Origin of the sequence: Streptomyces sp. ISL-1 (assembly GCF_018614585.1) — a bacterium.
Lineage (GTDB): Bacteria > Actinomycetota > Actinomycetes > Streptomycetales > Streptomycetaceae > Streptomyces > Streptomyces maoxianensis.
Genome location: NZ_JAGGOI010000031.1, coordinates 261,743 through 284,800 on the forward strand (window position 1 = coordinate 261,743; position 23,058 = coordinate 284,800).

The window sequence follows — 23,058 nt, forward strand, 5'->3', positions numbered from 1 at the left end:
CTGGTCAGCGGCTCTATCGAGTCAAGTTGCCGAGGATCTGTCCACAGATACTCGTGACGTCGGCAATCCCCGTCGTGGCGCTCACCAGCCTGACGTGGCGTCGATAGACGCCCAGAGCAACTGATGTTGATGGGCGCAACTTCGGGGGTTGGCGGCCTTGAAGGTTTTCGCCGACGGGCCGTGGGGGACCACGGTCGTCCAGTACACGCCCGCACTGTAGAAGCCGTCAGCCCGGACGGGTTGGGTGGATGAGCGGCCATCGCGCTGCACTTTCAAGGTGAATGTTCATGGGTTCGATCTTCGATCTGGAACCGAAGAATCGCTGCTCGGGCGGACGAAACGGCGCCCCGGGAGACTCGGGGCGCTTCACCTTTGGTGCAAGATCACGGCTAAGCCGAACTAACGCGACGAAACCGCCGCAAACGGAAGATTGCGGACGCAGGGTCCGTCGATCATAATCCGCGTGTCAGGTCCGAGTTCTGCCTCCGGCATCCGGCCGTCGGCACGATCGAACCTGCGATACCGCTCGAGTCCCGGCTCGCTCCGTTCGAGTCCCTCCTCCGGCATCGGGAAGTGGCTCCGGAGGCCACCCGCCCAACGCCTTGACCAAGGAAAGAGCTGACTAGGGTGCTGAGCAGTGGTGGGTACTCGGCCATGCACAGGACTGCTTTCGCGGGGGCGCTGCTCGTCGCCGGCTTCGCAGTCGCCTCCTGTGGCGGCGACGGCAACAAGGATGAAGCGAACGGCAAGGTCACGGTCGTCTACCAGGACAACGCGATCAAGCCGAAGGACCGGCAGGCCGCAGAGGTGATCCGGAAGTCCCGCGTGCTCGAGCAGGTCGCCGACTGGGTGAACAAGTCCCTCGCCCTCCCGCATGACCTGGTCGTGAAAGTCACCGACAAGGTCCCACCCGGGGTTACGGATGCGGTCACTCAGCCCGACGGCAGGACGATCTTTGTGCCCCCGTCGTTCCTGACCCAGATCGAAGGGGTCCTCAGCAACGTGGTCAAGACCGTCAAGCGTCCCGCCCTGTTCCCCAAGGCCAGGTTCAACGCCGACGACCTGACCGCGCTGTCGACCCAGTTCATCCTCGGTCACGAGATGGGCCATGCTCTGCAGCGTCAGCTTCTGCTTGCGAACCTCGGCCTCGAGGAGGACGCCGCAGACGGGTTCGCGTCGTTCTACACCGTCAACGAGGTTGGACCGGATCCTTCGTTGGCAGCCGCAATCCTTTTCGACGAGATCGCCCGCGAGCAGGGCAAGCTGACGCTGGAGGGGCTCTCGAGCGATCACCCCGTCACCCAGCAACGGGTCTTCAACATCCTTTGCTACCTTGAGGGGAGCGACCCGAAGAGGTTCCGCGGGCCCCTGGTCGGTGCGGGTTACCTGCCGAAAACCCGCGCCCCGTTGTGTCCGCAGGCATGGGCGATGCTGGACTTCGGCTGGTGGACCCAACTCAAGCCACATTTCAGCGGGGCATTCAAGGACCAGGGCGACAAGGCGCAGAAGAACGCACGCGACCAGCTGATCGCGGAGACGAAGGCCTTCGAGAAGAAGCTCGATGAGCTCCGCAGCGGGCAATGAGCCTTCAGAGCCATCGGCCCGCATCTCCGGCCGTCCCTTGGCCCCGCTCTTGCAGCAAGCGCCGCGGAGGTAGGTCGCGCAGCTAATCGGACACGTGTGCCGCTGGAAGCGGCGGCGGTGACTCTATGGACTCCGCGGCCGCGGGGGCGCCCTGGCCTACCTGGCCGCCTACGACGTCCACCACGCCCGCGTGTTCGGCCGCTGCGAGCCGCGCACCGGCATCGACCCGTTCAGGGCCCTGGTCACCCACGGACCGGCAGGCCCAGAAACGCGCGAACTCGGCAGCGACCATGCGGGCGGTCGCAGCAGCCGGGGGGCGGGTCCGCTCCCGGCCCCCCGAGGCAGGGCGGGTCCGCTCGCGGCCGGGACATGTCCAGCGACGACGTGCGTGGGAGGGAAGTGCCGCCAGTCCGTCAGCCGCCGTGTGGTGGACCGACGATCGTTATACGGCCTCGGGCGACCGCCTCACCGTACCGACGCTGCCGGCGGACGTTCGCGCAGGGCCCCGTAGGCGAGGAAGTACGCCGGCACCCGGTTGAGCCACCGTGAGGTGGTGATCCGCTCCATGATCCGCTTGGCCCGCCTGGCGTCACCGAAGGGCGGCTGTCCCGTCAGAACCGGTTCGATGACCTGCTTGTGGGCGAATCGCTGCAGCGTTTGTGTCCCTGCCGTGGTCGGCCACCGGCGGCGCTGGACGGCGCGTACGTCCCGCAGGCCGACGTCGCCCCGTCGCAGCGGCTCGACGAGACAGCGGGCGGCGGCCACGGCATCCTCGACGGCGAGGTTGATGCCGATGCCGAACACGGGCGACATCGCGTGTGCCGCATCGCCGATGCAGAGCAGCCCGGGGCGGTGCCAGCGCCGGAGGCGGTCGAGCCGTACGTCGAGAAGCTTTACCTCGTCCCACGACCGCAGCGTGTGCACACGGTCGGCGAGCCAGGGGATGGCGGCCGTGAAGTCGGCCATGAACTTCTCGAGACCTTCGGCTCGGCGTCGGCCGTCGGTTCCCTTGAGGATGAGCGCGGCGCACTGCCAGTACTCCCCGCGGTCGATCATGGCTGTGAGGAATTGCTCGCCGGCGCCGCCCACGAGACCGTGCGGGTCGCCCTCCTGCCGTGGCAGCCGGAACCACCAGGCGTCCATCGGGCAGGAGAAGGTCCGCAGACCCAGTTCGGGCAGGGACCGGGCCAGCGAGCTCCGGCCGTCGCAGGCCACCGTGAGGGTGGCCCGCAGCTCACCGGTGCGGCCGTCGGAGGTGCGGTACCGCACCCCTGTGACCCGCCCGCGCTCCGTCAGGAAGGAGGTCGCCTCGGTGCTCATTCGCACAGAGAAGGACGGTTCCCGCCGGGCCTCGTCCACCAGGAGATCGAGCAGGTCCCACTGCGGCACCATCGCGATGTAGTTGTACGGCCCCCGCAGCGAGCCGATGTCACCGACGGTGACCAGCGAACGGGCCGGGCCGAGCGGAAGCTGAACCGTCGTCACCCGCCGCTGCGGCAGCCGGGCGAACCGCTCGGCCAGGCCGAGATCCTCCAGCAGCGCCAGGGTGGACGGATGCACGGTGTCACCGCGGAAGTCGCGCAGAAAGTCGCCGTGCTTCTCCAGGACCGTAACCGCCACACCGGCTCTGGCCAGCAGCAGACCGAGGACCATTCCGGCGGGGCCGCCACCCACCACACAGCACGTGGTCCGCTCCATGGCCATTGCTCCCTTCGGCGCAATCCAGGCGCCTGCCACACTTGGACATATACCCTCAATCACTTACCCATCCGCACTCATACGTTGCAAACGATCGCGACGCTTCGGGAGGCACGATGAGCCAGCAGCCGGTCCTTCTCCCCTACGCCGACCCCGCTTTCCTCGCGGACCCCTTCCCGCTCTACCGGCAGCTGCGCGAGGAAGGCCCGGTACGCCGGGCCGTCATCGCCGGCGGGCTGGAGACCTGGCTGGTCACGCGCTACGAGGACGGCCTCGCGGCCCTCTCGGACCCGCGGCTGAGCAGCGATGTCCACGATGCGTCGGATCCCCGGCTCCTGGAACAGCTGCCCGCGACGGAACGCGCCTCCCTGCTGAGCAACATGCTCCGCACCGACCCGCCCGACCACACCCGCCTGCGCCGGCTGGTCTCGAAGGCGTTCACCGCGCGGAGGGTGGCCGAACTGCGGCCCCGCGTCCAGGAGATCACCGACCGGCTGCTCGACGACATCGTGCCGGCCGGCCGTGCCGACCTCGTCGCGGACTTCGCGCTCCCCCTCCCGGTCACCGTGATCAGCGAACTGCTCGGCGTGCCGGTGGCCGACCGGCACGATTTCCAGGGGTGGACCGACGACATGATCCTGCGAAGGGCGGAGCAACCGGATCCGGCCGTGGTGGACACGGCATGGCAGCACATGCGCACGTATCTGACCGGGCTCCTGGAAGCCAAACGAGCCCGGCCGGGGGACGACCTGCTCAGCGCGCTGATCACCGCACGGGACGAGGAGCAGCGACTGGACGAGGACGAGCTGATCGCCATGGCGTTCCTGCTGCTGGCCGCCGGATACATCACCACGGTCAACCTGATCGGCGGCGGCATCGCCGTGCTGCTCGCCCATCCCGGCCAGATGGAGATGCTGCGAGACGACCCGGCGCTGCTGCCGGGCGCGATCGAGGAGCTCCTCCGCTACGACGGGCCAGTCAGCCCCGGCATCGCGCGGTTCGCGCGCGAGGACGTATCCATCGCTGGCGTGGCCATTCCCCGCGGCGCGACCGTGCTGATCGCCTCCGCCATCGCCGACCGCGACCCGGGGCAGTTCCCGGACCCGGATGACCTGGACATCACCCGGCAGGACAACGCGCATCTCGCCTTCGGGCACGGTATCCACTACTGCCTGGGGGCTCCGCTGGCCCGGCTGGAGGGTCAGGTCGCCATCGGGACCGTCCTGCGCCGTCTTCCCGGCCTCGCCCTGGCCGTGCCGCCCGGCGAGCTGCGATGGAGGCCCGGCGGCCTGCGCGGCCCCGAGCGCCTGCCCGTCACCTTCTCCTCCGACGGCGCGAACTGAGAGCACCCCGCCGTTCCCCGTCCCCCGCCACCAGTGCTCGATGGCCGTGATCGACACGGCCGTCACGTCACCGCCTTCGACTGACTCACCCGACTCGCCACGTGCCGCGCACCCGCCTGTGAGGCCGGGTGGGCCGGGTGAGGGGCTGAGCGGTCGTGTCTTCCGGGGGCGGCGGGGGAGGAGGCGGGGCAGGCGTGCGGATGAGTCCGCGGGGCGGCTCCGAAACCCCTTAATCAGGCAGGCCGGGTTGCAGAGCACGGAAGCGCCTGAGCAGCGCGACGTACGGCTGCAGCGTCGAGCAACTGGGTACGGGCGCACGCCCCTTGGCCCAGGCCACCTTGGACGCCGCGACCACCGAACGCACGCTGCTGCTCACCGAGCCCCACCGCCCGGCTCGGTCTGGCGCATGCGCGCTGTCGGGAGGGATACGAACACGGACTCGCCACCCTGGCCCGCGACTTCGGCGTCGACATCATCGACTGACCACGCGCCCATCGTGTTCACGCCGGCGCGGACAGGGCCGCGAGGTAGCCGGACAGGGCCGCCGCGGTGCCGGCGAGAGGGAAGCGGGCGCCGAGCTGCCCGTCCGGGCGGACGACGAAGCCGGTCGGGCCGTCAGGGCGGTAGAGCCGGGCGAACTCCCCGGCCGCGTCGCGGTATCCGGGGACGGGCAGGGTGCCGGGGGCGGTCGGTGCGGCTTGCCGGGCGAGGACGGCGATGGCCTGCAGGCGGGCCCCGGGGTCCGGGGTGTCCGGGCTGGCGCCGCGCACCCACGGCACCCCGGTAGCCCCGGCCGCTTCGGCAGCCTGGGCCAGGTCGGCGGGGCCGGCCGCGTACAGAAGCAGCACGTGCCCCGCGCGGCCGCGCAGGATGTCGAGCAGGCGCAGCGGGTAGGTGGCGACGGGGGCGGTCAGGCCGGCGCAGTCAGGGGCCCGGTCGCCGGGCTGGGGCGCGTCGGTCGGCCCGTACGGGCTGCCGGCGAGCGGGCCGGCCCGGTAGTCGACGAGCAGCTGGGCCTCGCGGAGCATCAGGGTCCGCGGGTCGTCGGGGTCGGTCTCGATGCCGTGGGTGGCGTGCCGGACGGTCCGGCCGACGACCTCTTCGCCGACCGGGCGGCGTTCGGCGTCGTAGCTGGCGAGCAGGGTGGGCCCGGCCTCCCCATGGACGACGAGGGCGAGTTTCCACGCCAGGTTGCAGGCGTCCTGGATACCGGTGTTCATACCCTGGGCGCCGGTGGGCGGGTGGATATGGGCGGCGTCGCCCGCGACGAAGACCCGGCCGTCGCCGTAGCGGTCGACGATCCGGTGGCTGACGCGGAAGACGGAGGACCAGCGCATCCGGGAGACGGTGGCCGGCCTGGGGGCCAGGCGGTCGACGACGGCCTGGATGTGGAACAGCTCCGGGCCGCGGCCGCCCTCCAGGCCGTGCGCTACGCCGTCGCCCCGCGCGGGAGCCCGGTCCGTCGCCCGGGTGGAGAGTTCGGGCGGGACCAGCATCGACATGCGGTAGCGGCCTGCGCCGGGCAGCGGGATGCAGACGAGCAGGTCGTCGGTTGTGCCGTCGTCGGCGCGGTGGCTGGAGCGTACGCCGTATCCGTGCGGCAGGTCCCAGTCGGCCTCGACGTCGGCCAGCATGTACTCCTCGGGGAACGCCCCGCCACCGAAGGCGAGTCCCAGCCCCTTGCGGACGATGCTGTGCGCGCCGTCGCAGCCGATCAGGTAGCGGACACGGACCTCTACGGCGGTGCCGGAGGCGGTGCCCAGCCGTGCGGTGACCCCGTCCGAGTCCTGGGTGAACGACAGCAGCTCGGTGTCGCGTTCGATGACCGTGCCCAGACCTGCGAGGTACTCCTCCAGGAGGCGCTCGGTCTCGTACTGCGGCAGCGCGGCGAATCCGTAGGGCACCTCGGGCGGCAGCGTGAGGTCGATCCGCGCCTGCTCCCGGCCGTTGACGTAGATCAGCTGGCCGCGCAGCGGAACGGCGGTTTCCAGGACGGTGCGGGCCAGGCCCATCCGGTCCCAGATCTCCAGGGTGCGCGGCTGGATGCCGACTGCCTTGGCGTGTGGGAGGCGGGCCGGCAGTCGGTCGACGAGGCGGCAGCGCACGCCGTGGCGGCGGAGTTCGGCGGCCGCGCTCAGTCCGACCGGGCCGGCGCCCGCGATCAGTACGTCGGTTGCTTGGGTGTGCGCCACGGGTGCCTCCCAGTGCCTGGCCCCCGGGCCGGTCCCGTACTCCATGGTCGCCCGGCGGGGCGCGGACGGCGAGCCGGGCACCGAGACCCGGGCCCCGGGCGCCCGCCGTGCTGCCGGCAACGGAGGGGAAGCGCGACGACCCAGGGGCCGGCCTTCGCCTGCCGGTACGGCTTCGTCGCTCAGTGCTGCCACTACCACCGTCGCGTCAGAGGTTGCGAACTTCTGGGGTCTGACAGCCAGTCAGCCGACGAGACCCGCAAGGCTGCTCCTGACCGGCAGCGATACCGAAGTGCGACTGGAGTACCCATAGTGTGACCCCATGCCTGCCACGTTGAGTTCCACAAAAACCGCCGCCGCGCTCCGAACATCGGCGCGTGTCTCCGTTGAGTTGCTGCTGGTCCTCGTGACGGCAGCGGTGGCCCTTTGGGTTCTGGGCCGGATGTGGTCGGTCGTCTGGCCGCTGATAGTGGCCCTGTTCCTCACCACGCTGACCTGGCCCCTGACTCGTTTCCTGCGCCGGCGCGGGTGGCGCCCCGCCCTGGCCGCGTCGGTTGTGACCGTGCTGTTCCTCCTGGTCGCTACGAGCATCGTGGCGCTGATCGCGGTGCCGGTGGCGTCCCAGTCCGGCGAGCTGACCGACGGCGTGGTCGAAGGCATCCACAAGCTGCGCGAGTGGGCCGCGGGGCCGCCGCTGAACATCGGCGACGACCAGATCGCAGGTGCCTTCGACGCCGCGATCGCCCGCATACAAAACAGCGTCGGCAGCATGGTCACCGCTGTCGCCTCTGGAGTGAGCACCGTGTTCAACGGCGTGGTCACTGCCGTCCTGGCGCTCTTCCTGATGTTCTTCTTCCTCAAAGACGGCCCGCGGTTCTTGCCGTGGCTCACGCGTCAGCTCCCCGGTCGGCTCGCCACCGATGTACCGATCGTGGCCGCGCGCGGTTGGGACACCCTGGGCGCGTTCGTGCGTTCCCAGGCAGTCGTCGGCCTGCTCGACGCCGTCTTCATCGGCCTCGGCCTGTGGATTCTGGGGGTACCACTGGTGGTCCCGCTGGCGGTGCTGACCTTCGTATCCGCGTTCGTGCCGATCGTGGGCGCCCTGTTCGCCGGTTTGGTCGCGGTGCTCATCGCGTTGGTGTCGAACGGCCTGACAGACGCGCTGATCGTGCTGGCGATCATCGTCGTGGTGCAGCAGCTCGAGGGCAATGTGTTCCAACCCATGATCCAAAGCCGCGGGCTTGGCCTACATGCGGCGGTGGTCCTGCTGGCGGTGACGTTGGGCGCCAGTCTGGCCGGCGTCGTGGGCAGCCTGCTCGCGGTACCGGTAGCGGCGCTGATTGCGGTGGTCTGGAACTATCTGCGCGAGCAGCTCGGCGACCCGCCGCAGGAGCCGGAGACCGATGAGTCGCACATCGGTGCCACCGTCCCGTCGTAGCATCTGGCGTTCATCTCGACCAGTCAGAGGGCTTCGTCCCCGCCCGCTGACTCGGCCACATCGAATGGCTCACCGACCGTGTGATCGGAGACTCCTTCTGCTTTCCGCTCCCCACATTCCCCAGTTGCTCTGTGGCGAGCGTGGTTGAGCGGTAGCGACTCCTGCCCGCCCCCTGTTCGTGTGCGTGGCTTTTCTCCGTCGTCCTCTGCGCCTGTCTTCACCGGCGCCGGTGAAGCGCCCGTCGGCGTCCCTCGCGTACTGGCAGGCAGGGGGCCGCCGTTGGGCAGCGGTGGCACTCGGCCCCTTATGTTCGATTCGTGAGCGATCCATGTTGGATTTATGCGCGATTCAGATAGGGTGGTGGCACGAGGTGATTCATGTGTCCGATGAGCTGTTCAGTGCCGTTGACGCGCTGCTGGCGAGGGTTACGCAGGATCCTCTGCCGGAGCCTGGGGAGCGTAAGCGGCTGCGTGAGGCGGCAGGGCTGAGTCAGGATCAGGTCGCGAAGGTACTGGAGACGCGGCGTGAGGCGGTGGGGAATTGGGAGGCGGGCCGCACCGAGCCGCGGCAGCCGAAGCGTGCCGCCTATGCCCGCCTGCTGGAGGGTCTCGCTGCCCGCTACCCCGCCCCGCCCGAGGCGAGCACCGCTCGCGAGCCGGAGCCCCCTGCTCCCGTTACTGTGCCCGTCCCGCCGGTGCGGGCGCCCGGGCCGTCGTCGACGTCGCGGCGTCCGGGCGTGAAGAAGGCTGTGGCGAAGACGGCAGCGAGAAAGTTGGCCACCGCCTCGCCCTCTGTCGACCCGCGGTTCGTGAATGGGCCGCTGGGTGTCCTGGACGGTGACGCCACCGTGTACTGCATCGGCGGCCTGGTGCTGGACTGCCCGGCCAGGACCATCCCCGCGCTGGTCGACTGGACCCTGACGGAGGCCGGACTCGGCGCGCCCCGCCTGCACCGGGCGGGCAAGGACTCCGACCCGCTGATTGTCATCACTGCCGCGGCCGCCGAACGGCTCGGGCTCCCGGCCGTGTTGGAGGACCGCAGGGGCCTGCGCCTGCCCGAGGACCACAAGGTCGTCAAGCAGATCAGCAAGGCGAGGTGGCAGCTCACCCGTCGCGGCTTCGGCCCGTGGGCCCGCGTATACCGCCCGGCCCAGGCCGGGCAGCGCCAGTGCGTGCAACTCGCCGTCCTGCCCTGGGGCGCACTCGACTCCCGTACCTGGGGTGACACCGACCAGTTGCCGCCGGCCGAACTCGCCGCCGTGCTCGGCACCTACGCCCAGCGGGTCATCACCCCGCGCGGCTCGAGTGCGGTCTGCGGTCTGGAGTTGATGACCGCGCTGCGGCCACCGACCCGCGCGGTCCGGGACGAAGCGACGGGCACCTGGGTGCCGGGCCCGGTGCCCGGCTCACTGACCGAGGCCGTCGACCCGGCACCGCCGGAGGCCCCCGGCGAACACCCCCTGGTCGCGACCCTCTTCCCGCGCGGACACCAGCGCACCCCCGGCGAGGTCCTTGATGAGGAGGCGTACGAGTGGATCCGTGACCCGCAGCTCCTCACCGACAGCGAGTGCGCCCGCCGGTGGGCGGTCGGTATCGACGTGAACACCGCATTCCTCGCCGCGGCCAACCGGCTCGTGGTCGGCCTCTCAGCGCCGGTCCATGTCAAGGACCCGGTCTTCGACAAGGCGGTGCCCGGATCCTGGCTGGTCGACCTGTCCGGCATCGAGCTGGACCCCAGGCTGCCCAGCCCGTTCACCCCGCACGGCACCCGCCCGACGGGACCGGCCTGGTACGCGACACCGACCGTCGCCTACGCGGCCGAACTCATCGACACCTACCAACTCCCCGGCAGCATCGCGCCGTTGGAAGGATGGATCCGGACCGAGTCCGGCCCGTACCTGGACCCCTGGTACAAGCACCTGGCCGACGCGTACAAGGCGACGATGGCCGACCTCGGTGTCGCCTCCGGGATCAGCGAGGTCGACTTCCTCGCCGCGATGGAGACCCACAAGCAGAACGACCCGGGCATGGCAGCCGTACTCTCGGCGATCAAGTCAACGGTCAAGGGCGGCATCGGCAAGCTCCGTGAACGCCCGCAAGGAGCCGCCCACAAGTACGGCGAACCCTGGCCCGCCCTCAAACGCCCGACCTGGCGCCCGGACATCCGCGCCGCCGTCATCGCGACCGCCCGCGCCAACATGCACAGGAAAGTCCTCAAAACCGCGCTCGCCTCGCAACCGGACCCCACACCCACCGGCCACCTGATGCTCGGCCACGATGCCCTGATCCCCATCGCCCTCCTGTCAGACTGCGCCGTCTACCTCTCCCACGGCCCCAGCCCGCTGGACGTTCTGCCACACACCCCGGACGGAAAGCCCGGCCCCGGCACCTTCCGCCTCGGTGTCAGCCCCGGAATGGTCAAGCACGAAGGCACCCAGGAACTGCTGTGGGCCGTCCAGATGCTCGACCAGGGCCACAACCCCGCCCGCCACATCAAGGGCACCGACGCCGCCGACGGCGGAGAGTAGGACCGGGCGATGGGCATCTTCACAGACAGTCTCGACAAGGCGACGCAGGGGACATTCACCCGCCCGATCCCCAAGTCGCCGCAGAAACAGATGCAATACCTGGTGCAGCAGCACAAAGGCAGCACGAAAGCCGTCGCCGACCTGCTGGGCATCACCCAGCGCACCGTCGAGCGCTACCTCACCGGCCAGATCAGAAAACCCCGCAAGCAACTCGCAGCCCGGCTGCCGGCCGAAGTCCGCAAGCGGTGGCAGCCCCGCGTGAGACAGAAAGCCAAGAAGCAGGCCGCCACCTCCACGGGCATCGTCATCGAGACCCGCGCACGGTTCGGATTCACCGCCGCCCCGGGCACCACCGACGACAGCCGGATCCGGCTCATCACCCAGCACCTCCCACCCGACTACGCCGCCCGCCTCTTCGATGCCCAAGCCGCCGGAGCCACTGAACAACAACTGCAGAGCATCGCCGCCGAAGGCCTCCAGGAGCAGTACTTCAAAGACCGCGGCCGCCGCGCCCAGGGGCTGCTCGTGGAGTTCACCGACATCGACTACGTCGAACTCGACTTCTAGGCGACGACAGCGAGGACACGACGGCAACCCCCTGCCCGCACCCGTGTGACTTAGCGCTTCACTTGGCGAGTGAGCAGCTGGCCTGGCGGGGCTGAGCGCTCTGGTGGGCGAGCTGAGCCTTGCGGCTGGGTGAGCGAGTTGATCTCTGTTTGGCGACGGGTACCTGGGGATGTCGTTGCAGCGTGCATGGGATCGCCAGCATGGCACTGCGACCTGTTCAGGTGAACATAAAGGCTCTTGATGACTCGGCGGTCGGCCGGTTCTGGGCGGAGGCGCTCGGCTGGGGTGTTTCCAGCGAGGGATCCGGCGTGACCGCCGTTCAACCCGTCGGCTTCGATTGGCTGGACCCGGTCACCGTCTGCGTCGACGTTGTCACCGTCCCGGAACCCAAGACGACAACAAAGAACCGTGTGCACCTCGATCTCGCCACCACCTCTGCGGCCCATCAGGCGGAGTTGGTCGCGCGCCTCCAGTCTCTCGGTGCGACGCCCGCCCACGTGGGCCAGGGCAAAGTGCCGTGGACGGTCCTCGCCGACCCGGAGGGCAACGAGTTCTGCGTGCTGGAGCCTCGGGAGATCTACCGGGACACCCGGCCGATCGCCGCGGTGGCGGTCGACTGCGCGGATCCGCAGGCCATGGCCCGGTTCTGGGGTGAGGCGATGGACTGGACCCTGCACGAGGTGACTGACGATCATGCGGTGTTGCGCTCCGCCAGGGGTGTCGGCCCGTATCTCGAGTTCCTCCGCACGCCCGGCGTGAAGACCGTGCCGGACCGCGTCCATCTTGACCTGCTGCCGTACCCCGGTGACGATCAAGAGGCGGAGGTGGCCCGGCTGCGGGCCCTCGGCGCCACCGACCTCGACCTCGGCCAGGGCGACGTCCCGTGGAAGTGTCTGGCCGACCCGGAGGGCCACGAGTTCTGCGTCCTCGCCCGGTCCTGACGCGGAGCCTTAACGACACCCCGACACGTGAGCCTTGTGTGCTGATGCGCCATGACCCCGGGTGGGTTGGGCTGCGGCGTCTCGGTCGATTCGGGCGGCGAGAGCTTGCGTGTCGGGGGCGAGATCAGCTCGCTCGCCGACCACAACGCTCAACTCGCCAACTGAGGCGCTAAGTCACACCTGCCCGCACCCATGGTCCGCACTGACCACGGTCATCGAGGGACGCACCAGCCTTGCGGCGAAAGAGTTTGCGTTTTTCGCGGGGCGGTTGGTGCACGGTGCTACGTGTCGGTCCACCCCGCGGCATTCGACAGTGGCGCGCATGCGCTGCTGGCGTACTCGCCCCGGGGATTGTCGAGCCCGGTTCGTTCCCCGCGACTGCGGCTCCGAACCAGGTGCAGGCTCGAACGCCGCTAAGCGGAAGCCACAACCGTCCCGGCCATGACCTGCGGAGGGGTGGGGAGCAGGGACGCGAGGTTGTCCCGCACGAAGTTTGCCGCTCTCAAGACCGATTCCTCGGCGCCGGCCTGGTCCTGGAAGACGCTGGTCGAGACCATGACTCCGTTCCCGGCATCGACCCAGTAGTAGGCCACGAAGCCGGGGACCTGGCGCATGAGCGGCACGAACCTCTCATTCACCAGGCGTCCCGCCTCGGCCGGATCGGTCACCCCTTCGTAACGCCGGACTGCTGCGTACATGGCTGATCTCCTCGCGGGTTCCGGGATTCGTCCTCTGCTGAGACGCCGTACCCATACGACGGCTATCTCGCTCGCGGGGCGTACGGCATCACCGGAAGGGGCCGCATTTGGTGATCCGAACGGCGGCTTCCGGCCGCGCCGCGCGGGTTGCCGAGGGAGCGGTGGAGGGTCAGGGCACCCTCAGGGTGGCGATGCGCGTCCTCGTACCGCTCGGCCTTTGCGTGAAGCAGGCCGAGGTCGTGAGCGCCCCGGGCCTTGAGTGGTGTCCCCCCGAGCTCCCGATGGAGGTCGCGAGCCTTGTCCGGGCGTCAACGGCGTCGTCGCAGCGGCGGTCGGCGCCGAGGATCTTGCCCTCGCCGACTCCTACGCCTCGTGCGTCAGAGTGAGGAAGGAGACACCTCGCGGCCTCGGTGGCGAGCCCGGCCCCCACAGGATGTAGGTGGCCGGTGCAGCGGGATCGAAGCCGTCCAGAAAGCGATGGAGACCACGACGGCGGGGTCGACCGGGGCTACAGTGTAGTCCTGACAAATCGTCATGAAAGGATCGTGCTGTGGCCTCTCGACTCAACCCGTACATCAGTTTCGCCGGTGACGCCAAGCAAGCCCTGGAGTTCTACAAGGACGTCTTCGGCGGCACCCTGACGGTCAACACCTTCGGCGACTTCGGCTCCGAGGCGCCGCCCGGGTACGCCGACAAGATCATGCACGGCCAGCTGGAGACGCCGAGCGGCTTCACGCTCATGGGTGCCGACAACCCTCCCGGCATGGAGCGTAAGCCCGGCAACAACTTCGCCGTGAGTCTGAGCGGCGACCACGCCGACGAGTTGCGCGGCTACTGGGAGAAGCTGTCCGCCGGCGGCAATGTGTCGGTCCCGCTGGAGAAGCAGATGTGGGGCGATGTGTTCGGCATGTGTACGGACAAGTTCGGGATCGGCTGGATGGTCAACATCGCTGAGTCCGGGGCCTGATGCTCCCTGGCATCGTCCCCAAGGGCCCTGCCGCCGGTGCGGGCCCCTGGGACGGCCCGGGGTCATGGGCGGCCGTCGCCGGCCGGCGCTGCTCCCCGCACGCGCGGGGAGGGTAGGCCCACACCCGCCGAAGCCCTTCGCAAGGTGGGCTCGTCGCGGGCATCTTCCCCCTCCGGTCCACCCGATGATCCGAACGAAACGCTTAGGTCGGGACATCAGCGGTAGTCGTCGGGGTGGCCCTGCATCCACGTGTTGATCTTGTCGCGGGTGCCGATCAGTGAGGTCTGGTGCTTCTTCAGGTTCTCGTAGGATCGGTCGCCGCCGAGCTCCGCGTCGAGCTTCTTGATCAGGTCGATCGGCTCGGGGAAGTGGCCGGGACCCTTCGGGTCCGCCTTCATGGCCCGGTCCATGCGATGAAGTTCGTCGTAGACCCGCCCGAGGAAGTAGGCGCAGTTGCCCGGGGTGCACGAGTCTCCCAGGGTCGCCTGGAGCCCGGCGAAGGCGTCGCGGACCTTCTCGGCCGATGCTGCAGCGGGCGCCGAGGGCGGTGCGGAGACAGCGGAGGCTTCGCGGGACGCCGAGGGCGAGGCGGGCGTGCTCGCCGGCGCACTGGCCTCGCCCGCGGCGGCGGCCGGGCCGCCGTCCGGCTTGTCGGCCTTCGGGGTCGTGCTGCAGGAGACGCTGAGCGCGGCCAGGGTTACGGCGACAACGGCCGCGCCCCGCACTGAGGACTTGAACATGGAATTCCCCCCGTGATCGTCGAGTCAGCCGACCCTACGCGTAACCCCCGTTGGCGCATGGAGGGTGGGCGGGCCAGGCAAGATCCAAACGAGACTGCCTGGCCAGTTTGCAGGGGCGGCATGCCTCGCCGAGGCAACCTTCAACGCACGGCCCGAGCAGTGCCTGCTCATTGACGACATGACGGACAATTGCGCAGCCGTCCGGCGCCGCGGCTGGACTGCCGTGGCACACCTCGACACCGATCGCACCATCACCGCCCTCGCCCGATTCACACCTGCCGAAGCGCAGCAGCAGCCGGAGTCACCGATGCCGAACACGTAGCGTGATGGTCACGCGAGGTGACGCCTGGGTGGCGGTGCTGGCCGCGATCTCGAAGAAAGGTCGTCAGCGGGCGGAGCCCGGGCGACGTGCTCGACCCGTGCTGTCCCCGGGATACCGGGGCGATGTCGCGGCGGCCGCGGTGACCCGGGAGGGCGGCCACGGCGGCGCTGCGGCGGGCCCGATCGTGGCGGCGGTTGTCCGCGCGGGGGCTGAGGGCGGGGGCTGAGGAGCGGCCGCACATCTGCCGCCCCTAGTGTGGGGGACCTCTTGGTGAGGAGCTGGGGGATCGGCGAACGGCGGAGGACTTTGTGGGCAAGAGAGGGCGCGCCCCGCGCAGGAGAACGCACCCTGCGCTGATCGGCGGCGTGGTCGCGGTGGTCGTGGGCGGCGCGGGGTTCGCCGCGTACAGCATCTACGGCGCCACGGCGGACGAGGACACGACGGGCGGCGGCACTGCGAAGACGCTCAAAGCAGGCCCGGTGACGGCCGCGGAAGTCCGGGCCACGACCGTCGGGTTCCTCACCGCGTGGCAGGGAGGCAACGCCGCGAAGGCCGCCGCGTACACCGACGACGCGGCGGCGGCGCAGGCCGCGCTGACCGGGTTCCACAAGAACGCGCACATCGGCGATGTGACGCTGACCCGCGGCGAGGCGTCCGGCGCCACGGTGACGTTCAAGGTCTCCGGCACCGTCTCGTACAAGGGCAAGAGCAAGCCCCTGGCCTACGACTCCCGGCTCACGGTCGTACGCCGGGCGAAGGACGGCAAGGCACTCGTCGGGTGGCAGCCGTCCGTCGTGCACCCGGACCTGAAGCAGGGCGACACCCTGGTCACCGGTGTGGCCGGGGACCCGCCCGTCAAGGCGCTGGACCGTGACGGCGCGGAGCTCACCGAGGCGAAGTACCCCTCGCTCGGCACCGTCCTGGACGGGCTGCGGGCGAAGTACGGCAAGAAGGCCGGGGGTAGGGCGGGGATCGAACTGCGGGTGGTCCGCGGGCACAGCGCGGACGCCTCGCAGACGAATGACGGCTCTGGGAAGAGCGAGGAGAGCGACGACGAGACCCCTGACAAGACGCTGCTGACGCTGTCCGATGGCACGCCGGGGACACTGAAGACCACGCTCAGTGCGACCGCGCAGGCCGCCGCCGAGCGAGAAGTGGGTGAGCGCAAGGGGGCGTCCATAGTCGTCATGAAGCCGTCGACCGGTGAGATCCTCGCCGCCGCCAATTCGAGCCATGGCTTCAACACGGCGCTCCAGGGGTCCCTGGCGCCCGGCTCCACGATGAAGATCGTGACGGCGTCGATGCTGCTGGAGAAGGCCCTCGCGTCGGTCGACAAGCCGCATCCGTGCCCCAAGTACGCGTCGTACGGCGGCTGGAAGTTCCAGAACGTGGAGAAGTTCGAGATCAAGAACGGTACGTTCCGTTCGAGCTTCGCTGCTTCCTGTAACACCGCCTTCATCACACAGGCCGAGAAGCTCGACGACGACGATCTGACCAAACAGGCCCAGCAGGTCTTCGGGCTCGGGCTCAACAACTGGTCGATCGGGGTGTCCAGCTTCGACGGGGCCGTGCCGGTGCAGAGCAATGCGCAGATGGCGGCGTCGCTCATCGGGCAGGGCGGGGTACGGATGAACCCGCTGAACGTCGCATCCATCATCTCCACGGCCAAGACGGGCGTCTTCCGGCAGCCGTACCTGGTCTCGCCCGATGTCGACGACCGCACGCTCGCGAAGGCCGCGCGCAAGCTGGACGCGTCCGCGCAGACGCAGCTGCACGAACTCCTGAACTACACCGCGACGTCGGGCTCCGCCGCGGAGGCCATGGCGGGCGTCGGATCGGACATAGGCGGCAAGACGGGCTCCGCGGAGGTCGACGGCCAGACCAAGCCCAACGGCTGGTTCACCGCATGGCGCGGCGACCTCGCCGCAGCGGCGGTGGTCCAACAGGGCGGCCGGGGCGGCAAGTCGACGGGGCCGCTGGTGGCGGCGGTGCTGAAGGCGGCCAGCTGACGGCGGCCGCCCACAGGGGGAACGGAACTCACTCGCCTGCTCAGTACACCGACCGCTGGCGTTCCGCCCATGACGAGGTCGCAGCGGAGGAGAGCGCGCCCCAGTATGTGGTGGCAGGCATCACGAATGCGAGCAGTCCACCAGGCCCCGCGAAGACCACGGACGCCAGCAGGCAGCGGCGCGCGCGACAGGTGGCCGGACGGATCAGGAATCGAGAAGCGTCGGTCACCGGCCGCAGCTAACGTGACGGCCATGGACATCACCATTCACACGACCTCCCTTCCTCATGACGACGCGGACGCCGCCCTGGCCTTCTACCGCGACACCCTCGGCTTCGAGGTCCGCAGCGACGTCGGACACGGCAAGTTGCGCTGGATCACGGTCGGCCCCGTCGATCAGCCCGGCACTTCCATCCTCCTGGCACCGCCGGCCGCCGACCCCGGGGTCACTGAGGACGAGCGCCGCACCATCGTCGAGATGATGGCCAAGGGCACCTACGGCTGGATCCTGCTGGCCACCCGGGACCTCGACGGCACCTTCGAGAAGCTGCAGGCCGGCGACGCCGAGGTCGTCCAGGAGCCGACCGATCAGCCGTACGGCGTTCGCGACTGCGCCTTCCGTGATCCCGCGGGCAACCTGATCCGCATCCAAGAGCTTCGCTGAGCCGTTCGGTAATGGATCGGGCATCGGTGGCCGGCGCTTCCATGCGTCCTCGCGATGTCGGCCGCCAGGCCGAGACGTTCTTCACCCTCAGCATGTACTCAGGTGCTTGCGAACATCGATGAAAGGGTTCTCTCATGTGTCATCCCGCACGGATGCGCGCACTCACCGCTGCGCAGCGCCTGAGCGACCTCGCGCGACTGCGCCGCGTCCGCGACCGGATCGACCGGGAGTACGCGCAGCCGCTCAACGTCGAGGCGCTCGCCCGCGGCGCGAACATGTCGGCCGGGCACCTCAGCCGGCAGTTCCGGCTCGCCTACGGCGAGTCGCCGTACGCCTATCTGATGACGCGTCGCATCGAGCGCGCGACGGCGCTGCTGCGGCTCGGCGACCTCAGCGTCACCGAGGTCTGCTTCGCGGTCGGCTGCTCATCGCTGGGCACCTTCAGCACCCGCTTCACCGAGCTGGTCGGCATGCCGCCCAGCGCCTACCAGCGCCGCGAGGCGGGCGCTGCGGGCGCTGGGGCGGGCATGCCGTCGTGCGTGACGAAACAGGTGACCAGACCGGTCAGGAATCGAGAAGCGCCGGGGGCCGAGCCGCAACTAGCGTGACGGACATGACCTCCTTCGAATCCGTCACCCTCGAGGTGGCCGACCCCACGGCCGCCAACCGCTTCTACACCGCTTTCGGTTTGGGCACTCAGGTGCGCCTGCGGGCCTCGGAGGCGCCGACGACCGGCTTCCGTGGGTTCGCGCTGTCGCTCACGGTGTCCCAGCCGGCTACCGTCAACGGCTTCATAGGCGCCGCCCTCGACGCCGGCGCCACGCCGCTGAAGCCTGCCGCGAAGTCATTCTGGGGCTACGGCGGCGTCGTACGCGCCCCGGACGGAACGATCTGGAAGGTCGCCACGTCGGCGAGGAAGGACACCGGCCCGGCCACCCGGCAGATCGACGAGATCGTGCTCCTGCTGGGAGCCACGGACGTGGCCGAGAGCAAGCGGTTCTACATCGACCGCGGCCTCGCCGTGGCCAAGAGCTTCGGCCGCAAGTACGTCGAGTTCGCCACTCCGTCGTGTCCCGTCAAGCTGGCGCTGTACGGGCGCCGTGCCCTTGCCAAGGACGTCGGCGTTCCTGCCGACGGCACCGGATCGCACCGGCTCATGCTCGGCGGCGCTGCCGGGTCTTTCACCGACCCGGACGGGTTCGCCTGGGAGGCCATGTCGCTGACACCCAGGCCCTGATCCGTCACTGCGGAGGTTCGGGTGCTGTCGCCGCCGAAACGGATGCGTACGCTTCGTGTCCACCGGGCCCACGAGACGGGCGGTGTGCGCGAGGCCATCAGGGCGCTGGAGGCCATGCCGTCCGCGAAGCCCGCGGTTTCGATGAACCGACCGATGACCGACGGAGCCCCTCCCCTGGAGGAAGGGGTGGAGCTTCGTGGTCGGTCCGCCGCGGGATCGGCCGAGGGCGGCGCGCCAGGGCGCCGGAGCAGGCGCCGTCGGCCGGCGGGTTGCAGCCGGGCGTAGTCGGCCACGTAGGCGTAGCAGATCTCGTGTACGCCGGCGGCCGGTGACGTCGCGTCGTCCATCGTTCCACCCCCAGGTCAGGAATCCGGTGCGTCCACTGTGGATTTCGCGCGGCGGCGCGGCAGACTGAGCTGGGCGGACAGCAGCCCGGCCGCGCCGACCAGGGCCCACAGCGCCCATGGGCCGATCGCGTACACGGCGCCGCCGATGAGCGGTCCGGCGCCCGTACCGATCGTGTACGCGACGCCGTGCAACCCCTGGTAGCGCCCGACCATCCGCGGCGGAGCCAGACTCCCCAGGTAGGCCTGGGAGATGGAGCTGGTTATCATCTCGCCGAACGTCCATATCAGCACCGTCGCCGACAGCAGGACCATGCTGCTCATGAACCCGGTCAGCGCGAGACCGGCACCGACGATCAGGTTGCCGAAGGCCAGTACGTACTCCGGCCGGTACCGGGAGACCGCGCCGGTGATGGGCAGCTCAAGGGCCAATACCAGCAGACCGTTGAGCCCGATGAGGAGACCGAAGTCGCGCTCGTTCAGACCCACGTCGCTGACGTGCAGGGGCAGGCCGACGCTGGACTGGATGTAGACGAACTCGGCGAACACGGTCATCAGCAGGAATCGCATCAGGGTGCGGTCTGCGAGCGCCTGCCGGTACCCCACCGCCCGGTCCGCCCGCGTGTCGGCGTCGGCCGGGTCGGACCGCGGCTGGGGCGCATCCCGCAGCAGCACCGCCACGACCACGCCGAACAGCAGGCACGCGGCGGCATTGACCAGGAAGAGCCCCACATAGGAGGTGCTGGCCAGCACACCGCCGATGACGCCGCCCAGGGCAGCGCCGATGTTCATCGCGAACCGGAACACCCCGAAGGCGGCGAGCCGTTGCTGGTTGGTCGCCGCCACGGAGTCGAGCAGCACCGCGGCCGCGGCCGGCCGGTAGATCTGCGACGTCACGCCGATGAGCCCGACCACCGTGACGACGAGCGGGAGCGGTCCGAGGAACGGCACGATCGCCGTCAGCCCGGAGGTGGTCACGGAGGACAGCACGATGGTCCATCGCCGGCCGATCTTGTCGGCGAGGTAGCCACCGACGGCGTTGCCGAGCACTTTGCCCAGACCGGACACGCCCAGCACCAATCCCGCGGCACCGGCGGAATAGCCGCGCCCGGTCAGGTAGAGCACGATGAACACCGGCAGGAAGTTGCCGACTTGGTTGACCAGGATGCCGAGACTGATGATCCACACCCGGCCGGGCAACCCGCGCAGCGCGTCTCGGAATCGCTGCTCGTCGACGCTCGGCTGGTCCGGCGGCGCGGTGCTCACGCGACGGGCTCGGTGCGCACGTGTATCGCTGCGGCCAGCCGTCTGCCCTGGGCGATCGCTTCTGTGGCGGTGGCGCCGCGGGCGATGACGTGACCGACCTTGTCCTCGTTCCAGGTCAGCGGTCGTACCTCGTCGCCCGGCTCCACCTCCAACTGGAGGTCGACGAACGCCGGGTCCGCGCGCACAGCGTCGACGCCGGTCACCTCCACGACCTGTCCGGGCTCCGGCGTGAGGAACCGGACGGCCGCCCCGCCCCGAGGCTCGGGCGACGTGGTCAGCGGCTCCACCACGCCGAACCTGGCGCCCAGCGCGTAGCGCTCCATGTCGACGCCGTAGGCGATCTCGGCCAGTTCGTTGATCCGGTCACCGCCGATGCGGTTGTGCGACTCGACGATCCGCGGGCCGCGCGAGGTCAGCTTGACCTCGGTGTGCCCTGGACCGTTGAGGAGCCCCACCGCGTCGAGAAAGTCCGTCACCAACCGCGTGACCTCGCGCAGCGTTTCCGCCGAGCAGCCGCTGGGCTGCGAATGTCCGATCTCGACGAAACCGGGGCCGACGCACTCCTTGTCGGTCACCGCGACGACCACATGCCGGCCGTCGAAGGTCAGGGTCTCCACGCTGATCTCCGGACCGTCCAGGAACTCCTCCATGAGGAACTCGTCGAAGGAATCGGCACAGGACAGGTCCTTGGCGGCCCAATGCCCGTCGTCGAGGGATCGGAACCGTTCGGCGACGACGTCCACGTCGGCTCGGTCGCGGATGCAGAACACCCCCAGGCTGCCCGATTCGCGGATCGGCTTGACGATGATCGGGAGCCCGTGCGCCGATACGAACTCCCGAACGTTCTGCGCGGATCGGCCGACCGCGGAGGCCACTGGGCTGATGCCCTTCGCGGCCAGATGCTGGCGCATCCGCCACTTGTCCAGCAGCAGCTCCACGGTGGCGACGGACTCGCCGCCGAGGCCGAGCGCCTCGTTGATCCGCGCCGTCGGCAGCAGCCCGAGTTCGAACAGCGACACGGCGGCCTGGAACGGGTATGCCTCGTGCAACGCCCGGACCAGCGGCAGGAGTCGGTCGGTGTCGCCGTAGTCGAGCAGCAGAGCCTGATCGACGTAGGGCCAGTGGCCGCGGTCATACTCGTCCGGGAACTGGGCGTGAACCACGTCCAGGCCGAGCTCCCGCGCCTTGCGCACATGCTCGAGCTTGCCGCCGATGACCAGGACGCGAGGCCGTCCGGTGGCGACCGCCGAGGACCGTTGGCCGGTGGGTACGCCATCGCCGGACAACGTGGCTCCCTCTCTCACGATCAGTTCCCTCTTTCGTGCGGTTGGATGGCGCATCACGCTACGAGGGGTTCCGGACAATCTGCTTCCGGTATAGGAAGTGACCACCTAATCTGCTCGTGTGCCGACCGATCTCAGCCCCACCGCACGGGCTCTGCGCACCATGGAAATCCTCCGGACCCGCCCCGGCGCGACGGCGGACGAGCTCGCCGCGTCGCTGGGTGTCACGGAGCGGGCAGCGCGCCGGTACATCGGGATCCTCCGGGAGGCGGGCATCCCGGTCGAGTCGACCCGGGGCCCCTACGGCGGGTACCGGCTGGGACGCGGGACGAGGCTGCCGCCGGTGGTCTTCACGGAGCCTGAAGCACTGGGGTTGGTCATGGCGGCGCTCGACGACGCCGACGAGCTTGTGGCAAGTGCGCTGAGCAAGGTCATCCGAGCGCTGCCGGAGAACGTCGGCCGGCAGGCGGCGACGCTGCGCGACCATGCGTCGACTGCGCCCGACCCCTACTCGGCCCGGCCTGATCCGGCCACCACCAGCGCACTGGTCGCGGCGTCCGCGGTCCGACGGAGCGTGCGGGTGGCGTATCGGAGCGAGTCGGGGAAGGAGTCGGAGGGAGAGGTGGACCCCTGGGCGGTGGTCGTCCGCCATGGGCGCTGGTACCTCCTGTGCCGCTCGCATCGCGCGGACGCGATCCGCACGTACCGGGTCGACCGGATCGGCGCGGTCCATCAGACGACCCGCGCGTTCGACCCGCCCGACAACCTCGACCCGGTGGCGGCGCTGGAGGAGAACCTGGGCACGGGCTGGGAGTACCCCACCCGCGTGGTGTTCGACGCCCCCCTGCCCGAGGTGGCGCGGTGGATCAGGCCCCCCATGGGACGACTTGAGGCGTCGGGCGACGAGTGCGTGCTGGTCGGCAGTACGAGCACTCCGGCGATGTACGCGCAGGAGTGGCTGGCGAGGATTCCGCTCGGGTTCCGCGTCGAGGGCGGCCCGGAGCTCCGGGCGGCGGTGTCGGCGGTGGCGGCGCGCTTCACGGCGGCGGTGGAGTCCTAGAGGCCGTCGTCCGCTCGGGGCATGCGCCGGCCGGACGCGGGAGTCGGGAATGGCGTCACGGCTGGGGGAGGATCAGTTCGGCACCTCCGTGCGGTGCGCCGCACGGAGGCTGAGCGGCCTCATGACTTTCGACGATCGGGAGCCGCACGTCACGTGATTCTCCGAGCGGTCGGGGGGCCTAC

Annotated in this window: 18 protein-coding genes; 12 read left to right on the forward strand and 6 right to left on the reverse strand. The window is 69.7% G+C overall.

Annotated features, from left to right (window positions below; translation table 11 throughout):
- Positions 1-654 precede the first annotated feature (654 nt).
- A complete protein-coding gene (locus tag J7E87_RS22645; protein WP_215096318.1) occupies positions 655-1,584 on the forward strand; it encodes a DUF4344 domain-containing metallopeptidase in 930 nt (309 codons plus the stop codon).
- 465 nt (positions 1,585-2,049) lie between these two features.
- On the opposite strand, the gene J7E87_RS22650 is transcribed toward J7E87_RS22645, so the two are convergent.
- Positions 2,050-3,282 carry an FAD-dependent oxidoreductase gene (locus J7E87_RS22650; RefSeq protein ID WP_215096319.1) on the reverse strand — a complete coding sequence of 411 codons (1,233 nt, stop codon included), beginning with the start codon at positions 3,280-3,282 and terminating at the stop codon, positions 2,050-2,052.
- Positions 3,283-3,398: 116 nt separating this feature from the next.
- On the opposite strand from J7E87_RS22650, the gene J7E87_RS22655 reads away from it, so the two are divergent.
- The gene (locus tag J7E87_RS22655) at positions 3,399-4,625 is read left to right on the forward strand and encodes a cytochrome P450 (protein WP_215096320.1); all 1,227 of its coding nucleotides are present in this window, start codon (positions 3,399-3,401) and stop codon (positions 4,623-4,625) included.
- Positions 4,626-5,125: 500 nt separating this feature from the next.
- Here the strand turns inward: J7E87_RS22655 and J7E87_RS22660 are convergent, their stop codons facing one another.
- Positions 5,126-6,862, reverse strand: coding sequence for an FAD-dependent monooxygenase (locus J7E87_RS22660; RefSeq protein ID WP_215096321.1), 1,737 nt, complete (start codon positions 6,860-6,862; stop codon positions 5,126-5,128).
- A 274-nt stretch (positions 6,863-7,136) separates the two neighbouring features.
- On the opposite strand from J7E87_RS22660, the gene J7E87_RS22665 reads away from it, so the two are divergent.
- The 4 genes from J7E87_RS22665 (at position 7,137) to J7E87_RS22680 (ending at position 12,287) form a co-directional block, all read left to right on the forward strand.
- Positions 7,137-8,252, forward strand: a complete 1,116-nt coding sequence (locus J7E87_RS22665) for an AI-2E family transporter (RefSeq protein ID WP_215096322.1) — start codon at positions 7,137-7,139, stop codon at positions 8,250-8,252.
- A 328-nt stretch (positions 8,253-8,580) separates the two neighbouring features.
- Positions 8,581-10,779 (forward strand): helix-turn-helix transcriptional regulator, encoded by a 2,199-nt coding sequence (locus tag J7E87_RS22670; protein ID WP_215096323.1) that lies wholly within the window; start codon positions 8,581-8,583, stop codon positions 10,777-10,779.
- 9 nt (positions 10,780-10,788) lie between these two features.
- Positions 10,789-11,346, forward strand: a complete 558-nt coding sequence (locus J7E87_RS22675; RefSeq protein ID WP_215096324.1) for an XRE family transcriptional regulator — start codon at positions 10,789-10,791, stop codon at positions 11,344-11,346.
- Positions 11,347-11,546: 200 nt separating this feature from the next.
- Positions 11,547-12,287: a VOC family protein gene (locus J7E87_RS22680; protein ID WP_215096325.1), complete on the forward strand. Its 741-nt coding sequence runs from the start codon at positions 11,547-11,549 to the stop codon at positions 12,285-12,287.
- Between the two features lie 413 nt (positions 12,288-12,700).
- Here J7E87_RS22680 and J7E87_RS22685 read toward each other — a convergent pair whose 3' ends face one another.
- Positions 12,701-12,985, reverse strand: coding sequence for a hypothetical protein (locus tag J7E87_RS22685; RefSeq protein WP_215096326.1), 285 nt, complete (start codon positions 12,983-12,985; stop codon positions 12,701-12,703).
- Positions 12,986-13,535: 550 nt separating this feature from the next.
- Here J7E87_RS22685 and J7E87_RS22690 point away from each other — a divergent pair.
- Complete coding sequence (locus tag J7E87_RS22690) at positions 13,536-13,952, forward strand: VOC family protein (RefSeq protein WP_215096327.1); 417 nt, start codon at positions 13,536-13,538, stop codon at positions 13,950-13,952.
- Positions 13,953-14,167: 215 nt separating this feature from the next.
- Here the strand turns inward: J7E87_RS22690 and J7E87_RS22695 are convergent, their stop codons facing one another.
- Positions 14,168-14,692: a hypothetical protein gene (locus tag J7E87_RS22695; RefSeq protein WP_215096328.1), complete on the reverse strand. Its 525-nt coding sequence runs from the start codon at positions 14,690-14,692 to the stop codon at positions 14,168-14,170.
- 630 nt (positions 14,693-15,322) lie between these two features.
- On the opposite strand from J7E87_RS22695, the gene J7E87_RS22700 reads away from it, so the two are divergent.
- From J7E87_RS22700 to J7E87_RS22715, 4 genes are all read left to right on the forward strand, one after another.
- Complete coding sequence (locus J7E87_RS22700) at positions 15,323-17,023, forward strand: penicillin-binding transpeptidase domain-containing protein (RefSeq protein ID WP_215096329.1); 1,701 nt, start codon at positions 15,323-15,325, stop codon at positions 17,021-17,023.
- A 252-nt stretch (positions 17,024-17,275) separates the two neighbouring features.
- The gene (locus J7E87_RS22705) at positions 17,276-17,686 is read left to right on the forward strand and encodes a VOC family protein (RefSeq protein ID WP_215096330.1); all 411 of its coding nucleotides are present in this window, start codon (positions 17,276-17,278) and stop codon (positions 17,684-17,686) included.
- 134 nt (positions 17,687-17,820) lie between these two features.
- A complete protein-coding gene (locus J7E87_RS22710) occupies positions 17,821-18,294 on the forward strand; it encodes a helix-turn-helix transcriptional regulator (RefSeq protein ID WP_374195211.1) in 474 nt (157 codons plus the stop codon).
- Between the two features lie 5 nt (positions 18,295-18,299).
- Positions 18,300-18,923, forward strand: coding sequence for a glyoxalase (locus tag J7E87_RS22715; protein WP_215096332.1), 624 nt, complete (start codon positions 18,300-18,302; stop codon positions 18,921-18,923).
- Between the two features lie 362 nt (positions 18,924-19,285).
- Here J7E87_RS22715 and J7E87_RS22720 read toward each other — a convergent pair whose 3' ends face one another.
- Together J7E87_RS22720 and J7E87_RS22725 are read right to left on the reverse strand one after the other, a co-directional pair.
- Positions 19,286-20,533, reverse strand: coding sequence for an MFS transporter (locus tag J7E87_RS22720; protein WP_215096333.1), 1,248 nt, complete (start codon positions 20,531-20,533; stop codon positions 19,286-19,288).
- Positions 20,530-21,837, reverse strand: coding sequence for an ATP-grasp domain-containing protein (locus tag J7E87_RS22725; protein WP_308313015.1), 1,308 nt, complete (start codon positions 21,835-21,837; stop codon positions 20,530-20,532). Before J7E87_RS22725 ends, J7E87_RS22720 begins: the two co-directional genes overlap by 4 nt.
- Positions 21,838-21,937: 100 nt before the next feature.
- Between J7E87_RS22725 and J7E87_RS22730 the strand changes: the two genes are divergently transcribed.
- Positions 21,938-22,876, forward strand: coding sequence for a YafY family protein (locus J7E87_RS22730; RefSeq protein ID WP_215096335.1), 939 nt, complete (start codon positions 21,938-21,940; stop codon positions 22,874-22,876).
- Positions 22,877-23,058 lie beyond the last annotated feature (182 nt).